This is a genomic window from Bartonella clarridgeiae ATCC 51734 (genome assembly GCF_000518185.1).
Classification (GTDB): domain Bacteria; phylum Pseudomonadota; class Alphaproteobacteria; order Rhizobiales; family Rhizobiaceae; genus Bartonella; species Bartonella clarridgeiae.
The window spans coordinates 1-7,123 of sequence record NZ_JADC01000006.1; the positions used below are offsets into that span (position 1 = coordinate 1).

4 protein-coding genes are annotated in these 7,123 nt (G+C 42.3%); all 4 read left to right on the forward strand.

Going from position 1 to position 7,123, the window contains the following annotated elements; all coding sequences use genetic code 11:
- The first annotated feature begins 231 nt into the window (after positions 1-231).
- On the forward strand, positions 232-2,823 hold the full coding sequence (gene clpB, locus T420_RS0100350) for an ATP-dependent chaperone ClpB (RefSeq protein ID WP_013545478.1): 2,592 nt from the start codon (positions 232-234) through the stop codon (positions 2,821-2,823).
- Positions 2,824-3,689: 866 nt separating this feature from the next.
- Positions 3,690-4,025, forward strand: coding sequence for a hypothetical protein (locus T420_RS0100365; protein ID WP_013545475.1), 336 nt, complete (start codon positions 3,690-3,692; stop codon positions 4,023-4,025).
- A 43-nt stretch (positions 4,026-4,068) separates the two neighbouring features.
- Positions 4,069-5,397 (forward strand): PBSX family phage terminase large subunit, encoded by a 1,329-nt coding sequence (locus T420_RS0100370; RefSeq protein ID WP_013545474.1) that lies wholly within the window; start codon positions 4,069-4,071, stop codon positions 5,395-5,397.
- Positions 5,397-7,123, forward strand: a 1,727-nt coding sequence (locus tag T420_RS0100375) for a portal protein (protein WP_026501041.1), incomplete at its 3' end; no start/stop codon positions are given. The genes T420_RS0100370 and T420_RS0100375, both read left to right, overlap by 1 nt.

Genomic DNA, 7,123 nt, shown 5'->3' on the forward strand with positions numbered 1-7,123 from the left:
GAGGAGAGATGTAAGGAGAGGCAGTGGAAAGGGATGGAGATCACTTTTCAAAAAGAGGTTTTCCCTCTTGCTATAAGAAAAAGATGTTCCCATATTTTTCTTGTTAATTTAAATGAGTTGTTGTTTATGGGTGTGTAGAGAATCGTGAAGATCTTTAAAAAGGAATGCTAAGCGGTAAAATGCAAGCTTGTGAAGACAAAGAGTCTGTAAAGGCAAAGAGAAAGAAAAAATATGAATTTGGAAAAATATAGCGAACGGCTTCAAGGTTTTTTACAAGCAGCGCAAAGCAGTGCTCTTTCTTCTGATCATCAGCAGTTTATGCCTGAACATTTCTTGAAAGTGCTCTTAGAAGATAGTCAAGGATTAGCAGTTTCTTTGATCCAAAAAGCAGGAGGAAATTTGCCTGCTATTCAAAAAGAACTCAAAGAAGCCCTCGATGCTTTGCCAAAAGTACAAGGCGGAAATGGACAACTCTATATGTCTCAGCCTTTGGCAAAAGTCTTCGCAAAAGCAGAAGAAATTGCTCAAAAAGCAAACGATCAATTTGTGACAGTGGAACGTGTTTTACAAGCTTTACTTCTCGAAAAAAGTGCAAAAACAGCCGACATTTTGACAATAGGAGGGGTGAAAGCTCAAGAGCTTGAGCAAGTCATCAATACAATGCGAAAGGGAAAAACTGCAACAAGTCGTCATGCCGAAAGCCAATATGAAGCCTTGGAAAAATATGCCCGTGATTTAACAAAAGAAGCACGGGAAGGAAAACTCGATCCTGTGATTGGACGAGAAGAAGAAATCAGAAGGACTATTCAAGTCTTATCACGTCGAACCAAAAATAATCCTGTGCTAATCGGAGAACCAGGAGTCGGGAAAACCGCCATCGTCGAAGGATTAGCGCTCCGCATTGTCAATGGTGATGTGCCCGAAACATTGCGTGATAAACAACTCTATGCTCTCGATATGGGAGCTCTTATCGCTGGGGCAAAATATCGAGGTGAATTTGAAGAACGTTTGAAAGCTGTTCTCACAGATGTTCAAGCCGAAAATGGACAAATTATTCTCTTCATCGATGAATTACATAATCTCGTCGGAGCCGGGAAATCCGATGGACCTATGGATGCTTCTAATTTGCTCAAACCCGCTCTCGCGCGTGGTGAACTCCATTGTGTGGGTGCTACAACGCTCGATGAATATCGAAAATATGTCGAAAAAGATGCTGCTTTAGCTCGACGTTTCCAACCCGTCTTCGTTCCTGAGCCAACCGTCGAGGACAGTATCTCTATCTTGCGAGGAATCAAAGAAAAATACGAACAACATCACAAAGTACGATTGGCTGACAGTGCTTTGATTGCTGCTGCACGATTGTCTCAACGCTATATTGCCGATCGTTTCTTGCCCGATAAAGCTATCGATTTGATCGATGAAGCCGCCGCACGTTTGCGGATGCAGGTCGATTCAAAACCAGAAGAACTCGATGCAATCGATCGACGCATCATGCAGTTGAAAATCGAACAGGAAGCTTTGAAAACAGAAGTTGATCCCGCAACAAAAGAACGCTTGAAAACTGTCAAAGCCGAACTCGAAACTTTGGAAAAAAGCTCAACAGAAATGACACAAGCTTGGCAAGCCGAAAAACAAAAATTAGGCTATGCTGCCGATCTGAAAAAACAACTCGAAGAAGCACGAAATGCTTTGGCTATTGCTCAACGAAATGGACAGTTCCAACGTGCTGGTGAACTTGCATATAGTGTCATTCCTGAACTCGAAAAACAACTCAATGTCGCAGAAAATGACGACCAACAAAATAATCTGGTCGAAGAAATCGTTACTACAGAGCATATTGCTCAAATCGTTTCTCGTTGGACAGGAATCCCCGTCGATCGGATGCTCGAAGGTGAACGAGAAAAATTATTGCGGATGGAAGACGAAATCAGTAACCGAGTGGTGGGGCAAACCGAAGCCGTACAGGCTATCGCACGAGCTGTACGACGCGCACGCGCCGGATTACAAGATCCTAACCGCCCTATCGGCTCCTTTATGTTCCTAGGACCAACAGGGGTCGGAAAAACAGAACTCACAAAAGCTCTCGCTGCTTTTCTCTTCCAAGATGATCAGGCTATGTTGCGGATCGATATGTCCGAATATATGGAAAAGCATGCCGGAGCACGATTGATCGGTGCTCCTCCAGGATATATCGGATATGAAGAAGGAGGGATCCTCACAGAAGCTGTTAGACGTAGACCATATCAGGTCATTCTCTTCGACGAAATTGAAAAAGCGCATCCCGATATTTTTAATCTCCTTCTTCAAGTGCTTGATGAAGGACGATTGACAGATAGTCAAGGACGAACCGTCGATTTTCGAAATACCGTCCTCATTATGACTTCTAATCTCGGAGCCGAGAGCTTGACAGCATTATCGGAAGGACAAATAACACAGCAAGCAAAAGAAGAAGTGATGCAAGTAGTCAAAGCTGCCTTCCGACCAGAATTCCTTAATCGCGTCGATGAAATTATCCTCTTTCAAAGATTACAACGCAAAGATATCGAAGCAATCGTCGATATTCAAATTCAACACTTACAAAATTTGCTCAGTGAACGCAAAATTACCTTGCAGATCAAACCAGAAGCCCGAACGTTGCTCGCTCATAAAGGCTATGATCCCCTCTATGGAGCTCGGCCGTTAAAACGAATGATGCAAAGAGAAATTCAGGATCCCCTCGCAGAAAGCCTCTTAAAGGGGATAATCCGTGATGATACAACCGTGACGATTGCAAAAGAAGGAGAGCAATTGATTTTTTCCTCTATAACAGAAAAAGAAAAATAAACGTTTGAAATAGTCAAAAAACAAAAAGGTAAAATAAAAATTTGACAAGGTGAATCTAAACTGCTACTATAGAGCCATAATCAAAATTCCGTGTTTATTTCATTGCGCTGTTGATCCAGTAAATCAGGTCAGCAGGTGATTTTTTGTTGTGCGGATTTATAATTGCTAAGGGCAATTATAAGCTGAGGTTTAGAGCTAAGAAGATTTTATAATCACCACATAAAAGATTTTGGCATAGAGGAAGTGCTGTGGCAGTGTTCTGGTGGACACTGGGAAAGATCATGTTGTCGTGCAGTGGTGAGAAAAAATATTAAGAATTAAACAGATCTTATCCTTTCAATAAAGGTTAGTAAAGGTTTATGTGGCAGAAGATGCTAGTGCGGCAGAGGTTTTTTTTGGAGTTTGATGGGAAAGAAATAATTGGGCACAAAGGATTTATCAAGAACGAAAATGCACAATAATGATTAATTGGTGGCTTTGAGGTTAAAATCTATTTCTGTTATTAGCGAAAATGCTGATATTCATGCATCATTCAACAAAGATAGTGAAAGAAATCCAGAGAGTGATGATTGAATGCTATATTGGGAGGACGGAGTGGATCATCTTTGCGTGATATAATTTTCTCCTTTATTGAATTGATTTCTTTTTTCTTCTCAGGATAGTGTTCATCGTTTCTCGCGCAAGAAACAGCGTATTGTATCAAAATAAAATGAATGATTGAGGTTTCTGTTTTATCTTGCTCATTATGTTGAGAAACGGAGCCGTGATTTTAGTGGTAAACGCACTTTCTTCTCCTTTAGTAGTGGAGCGTGATGAAAAAATGTTTTTTCTTCAACAAATTGTGCATATGAAAAAGGAATTGCTTGATGATACAGGATAATTCTTTTCCTTTCCGGGGAAGAGGACGACCAAAAGGAGCCATGAATAAAACAACAAAACTTTTCAAAAAAGCCCTCCTTACCGCGGCTGAAAAGGCCGGCGATCAATATGGTTGTGATGGGCTTGTGTCTTATCTTTGTTATCATGCGATCAATAATCCTGTGCCTTTCTTTTCTTTGTTGGCAAAGGTTTTGCCTTTGCAAGTGACAGAAGAAGGCAAAGAGAATACTAGGGTCATTTCGCGGATTGAGATTGTACCGATGATCCCCAATGAGGCGATGAATGATAAATTTTACGAAGCTTCTCGTGGGAGTGAGATGTAAGAAGATTTAAGAACAAGGGTTTATCAAGAACTAAGAGTGCACAATGACAACCGCTCAGATTGCCCTGATTCCAAAACTCATTTCTGTTTTTACTGGAAAAGCTGATGTTCGTGCAGCTTGGGGAGGAAGGGGATCGGGGAAAACACGCTCCTTTGCTTTGATGACAGCTGTGATCGGCTATCGTCACGGAAAAGCTGGAGAACGAGGCATTATCTTATGTGCGAGACAATTCCAAAATTCGTTGGCTGAAAGTTCTCTCGAAGAAATTAAACGTGCTATCGAATCCTATCCCTTTTTAAGCGACTATTATGAGGTGGGGGATAAATATATCAGATCAAAAGATGGCTGTATCGTCTATGCTTTTGCTGGTCTTGATCGCAATATCGCTAGCGTCAAATCTATGGGGCGGATTCTTCTCTGTTGGGTGGATGAGGCCGAACCTGTAACCGATGCTGCTTGGCAAATCCTGATTCCAACTCTCAGGGAAGAAGGAAAAGACTGGCATTCCGAATTATGGGTGACGTGGAACCCTTGCCGAGAAAATGCTGCCGTTGAAAAACGTTTCCGTTTTACCAAGGATCCTAATGTCAAAGGTGTCGAAATTAATTGGCGCGATAATCCAAAATTTCCTGCAAAACTTAATCGCGATCGAAAAGCCGATTTAGAACAAAGACCCGAACAATATCAATATATTTGGGAAGGGGAATATCTGCAAGCAATGCAAGGAGCTTATTACCAAAAATTGCTGCTCGAAGCAGAACAAGAAGGACGCATTACCAAAGTGCCGCGTGATCCTCTGATCCAGATAAAAATCTTTTGGGATATCGGTGGAACCGGTGCTAAAGCCGATGCAACCGCTCTATGGGTGGCACAATTTGTCGGACGAGAAATTCGTGTGCTCGATTATTATGAAGCACAAGGGCAACCCTTATCAGAACATATCGGATGGATCTGTCAAAAGGGATATGAAAAAGCGCTGATGGTCTTGCCACATGATGGAGCTACAAAAGATCGTGTCTATAATGTCAGTTTTGAAAGTGCACTCCAACAAGCCGGTTTTCGTACACAAATTATTCCTAACCAAGGTATCGGCGCTGTCAAAATGCGTATCGAAGCTGTGAGACGATTATTCCCTGCTATATGGTTTAATCGTGAGACAACAACAGCTGGACGAAAAGCGCTCGCATGGTATCACGAAAAACGCGATGAGCAACGTAATATCGGTTTGGGAGCCGAACACGATTGGGCAAGTCATGGTGCCGATAGCTTCGGCCTTTTATGTGTGGCCTATGAGCAACCCAGTGCTCACAAAAAACAAGATGTTTATCGGTCGCGTCCTTCTTCTTCTACAACATCATGGATGGCTTTTTAATGAATATGCAAACTGCTTCTCTTGATCCGCTTGAAAAGCTCGAACATCAGGCGCTTTTTCAAAAGCTCGTTAATTGGTATCAGGAAGATATTGCCCATGTCGAGCAATGGCGAAAAAATGCTCAAGAAGATTATGATTTTTACAATGGACGACAGTGGAACGAACAAGATCTCGCTGTCTTACGGGAACAAAACAGACCCGTCATGACCTTTAATCGTGTTGCGCCTTTGATTAATGCTGTCGTTGGAACCGAACGCAATAATAAACGTCATGTGCAATTCATTCCGCGGCAAGAAGGTGCTGCTATCGCTAACCAAATCCTCACCGGGGCAGCAGAATGGTTTCGCGATGAGGCTCATGGTGAATATGAAGATTCCGATGCTTTTCAAGATACCATTATTTGCGGCATGGGATGGACCGATACCCGGCTCGATTATGAAGAAGATCCTAGGGGAAAACCGGTTATTGCACGGCTTGATCCCATGAAAATGGTGTGGGATGCAAGCGCCGTTAAGCCTAATCTTATCGATGCTCAAAGGGTGTGGTATATTGATGAAAAACCACTGGAAATAGCTCGAGAAATGTTCCCCAATGTGCATTGGAGTGAACTAAACGCAGAGTGGGTTCAGCAGCAAACAAGAATAGCGGCTCATAACTATGACTATGGCGATGGAGACCACGAAAGTCTCGAGGGGGCTGAAAATATTCTGCAGAGTCCTAAAATGGTTACGCTGGCTGAATGCCGATGGTTTGAACGCGAAGTGATCTATAAGGTGCTTAATCCTCAAACCGGACGGTTTACTGAATATTCTGAACAGGATTTTCAACATATCAAAAAAGAATTTCCTACATTTCCTGCAACAAGAATGACAAAAAAAATTGTTAAACGTGCTTTCTTGGGAAAAAAATTACTTGAGGCACCCGATAGACCGTTGGTGCCTTCTGATCAATTAGGATGGGAATGCATTACTGGGACATTTGATAAATTAAGTCGACAGTTTTACGGAATCGTGCGTCCAACAAAAGATCCTCAACGGTGGGCTAATAAATATTTTAGTCAAGTCATGCACTTGCTTAACAGTCAATCCAAAGGGGGCATCATGGCAGAGCGGGATGCTTTCGATGATGATCGTCAAGCTACAGAAAGCTGGGCAAGAGCCGATAGTATTACCTGGTTGAAAAATGGTGCTGTGTCGGCTGGAAGAGTGCAACCAAAACCCATCGCACAGTTTCCAAATGGCTTTTTTCAACTCTTTAATGAAGCAAAAGGAGCCATTTCTCAGGTGACAGGATTGTCGCCTGAATTTGTTGGAACACGTTCTGTCAATCAACCGGGCGTGCTCGAAGAACAACGCAGGCAATCCTCACTCAATTTGTTGGCTGCTTTTTTTGATGGATTGCGTCGTTATCGACAACGACAGGGGAAAATTATTCTCTATCTTATCCAAAATTATCTCTCTGATGGCCGTTTGATCCGTATTGCTGGAGAAGACAATGCTAAATATGTTCCCCTTACACGGGAAATGGTCACAAGTTTGGAATATGATATTGTAGTGGACGATGCTCCAACAAGCACCAATGAAAAAGAGCGGACATTTTCTGTTATTATGCAATTGCTTCCGCTTATGCAACAATTTGTAACACCAGAGATTATGCTCGATTTTCTGCATTATTCGCCTTTACCTGCATCGCTCATTCATAAAATTGCACTCAAAGCACAGCAGAA

Bases quoted from the DNA above. Each gene is read 5' to 3' on its own strand.
- clpB (WP_013545478.1), top strand. From the start codon at position 232: ATGAATTTGGAAAAATATAGCGAACGGCTTCAAGGTTTTTTACAAGCA.
- T420_RS0100365 (WP_013545475.1), top strand. From the start codon at position 3,690: ATGATACAGGATAATTCTTTTCCTTTCCGGGGAAGAGGACGACCAAAA.
- T420_RS0100370 (WP_013545474.1), top strand. From the start codon at position 4,069: ATGACAACCGCTCAGATTGCCCTGATTCCAAAACTCATTTCTGTTTTT.